The sequence below is a fragment of the Catellicoccus marimammalium M35/04/3 genome (assembly GCF_000313915.1).
GTDB lineage: Bacteria > Bacillota > Bacilli > Lactobacillales > Catellicoccaceae > Catellicoccus > Catellicoccus marimammalium.
Genome location: NZ_AMYT01000020.1, coordinates 1 through 1,400 on the forward strand (window position 1 = coordinate 1; position 1,400 = coordinate 1,400).

Consider the following 1,400-nt stretch of genomic DNA (forward strand, 5'->3'; position numbering starts at 1 on the left):
GCTCTTCGCCCTTGTCATCTCTCCTTTTCCCTCATGTTCTCCAGAAAGTGTGAGTTACAGGAACTCATAAATAGATTTTTAAGGAGAATGTATAATGAATCAATTAAAAGATGGATACGTATATGAAATTATTCCTATTTGTGCAGATTTGGGGATAGTTACTTTTTCGCAAGGTAAATGCGTCAAAGTTTTATCTCACAAAGGGCAAAATGTGATGATTAGTGATTGTACAGATGGAAAGAGCTATGAAGTTTCAGAAATGGCTTTATCTATGGTTTGTGAAGAAGTAGGGAAATGGGATAATTAAAGGAGTGTATGAATGATGAATATTATAAGTATTATGGAAAGAACAACTTTAAATTTAAACTTGTTAGTAGGGAAGAAGGGGGCAGTATTAAGTGAGAAAATATCTATTATTACTTGGCAAAATAAAGAGCCTATTTTTCGTTGGGTATTGGATTGCTTAGTTAAAAAATATAATCTATCCTCCTTTAAATTAGAACAAGAATATCGTATTGATTTAAAAGACTTAGTGGACTTGATTATGGATTGTAATGAAGTATTACTCAATCATGCAATACCTAGCAATTTATTACCTACGTTTCATGATAGGGAAGAAGATTATGGTATCGAGTATCAAGGAGATTTACTTTTTACTGTTACAAGTGCAAGTCCAGTCCTTAGTCTGTTATTAAATACAGAAGTAGGAAATGATGTTGAATTAAGTTTTCTTATGGATTTTGAATAAAAAATAAAGGTGCTATTCAGCACCTTTTTTTCTTTGGGATACATTTTTCTCTCTCTTATCGGAGCGGGCGAACCCACCCACCCGCAAAGCATTCGCTTTAGTCCGATAAGGAAAAATGGGAAAATGCTTCTCTTAGTCGCATTTTCTCTACTGCTTTCTAAAATCAGATCAAAAATATAATTTGAATAAATAAAAAATGATAATAGGAAAAAAGATGGCTAACGCCACTTTTTGATTGAAAGAAGCTCCTTACAGTCGCATGAAGGAAATCATTGCAGGGCAATGATTCCTTATTTTGATTCTTTTAACATGAGTTCAGAGTCTTGCAAGGGTTGCCCTTGTCAATCTTCTTTTTCCCTCATGTTCTCAAGAAAAAGAACCTATTATTCTTTCAGTATTATTAGGGAAAAATCACTTCGTGAATCAGCTTTAGAAGTAGGAATATCTATAGAGCAATTATCAAATTGGATTCGATCCTATCTTATCTTTATTTTTTTAGAAAGTAATTCTTTTAAGGATAAAAGATAGTCATAAGAATTTTAAACTTATAAAATACTGATAAAAAAGTCAGTATTGAAAAAAATTTCAATATTAACAAAAAAAGAAGCATCTTTTATGATAAATATTGTCAACGAAAGAGGTTGATGTCGGG

2 protein-coding genes are annotated in these 1,400 nt (G+C 31.8%); both read left to right on the plus strand.

All coding sequences use genetic code 11. The features are described 5' to 3' along the window. Positions 1-94 precede the first annotated feature (94 nt). Positions 95-307, plus strand: a complete 213-nt coding sequence (locus C683_RS04885) for a hypothetical protein (protein ID WP_009491467.1) — start codon at positions 95-97, stop codon at positions 305-307. 12 nt (positions 308-319) lie between these two features. Next, a complete protein-coding gene (locus C683_RS04890; RefSeq protein ID WP_009491469.1) occupies positions 320-748 on the plus strand; it encodes a hypothetical protein in 429 nt (142 codons plus the stop codon). Positions 749-1,400: the final 652 nt, after the last annotated feature.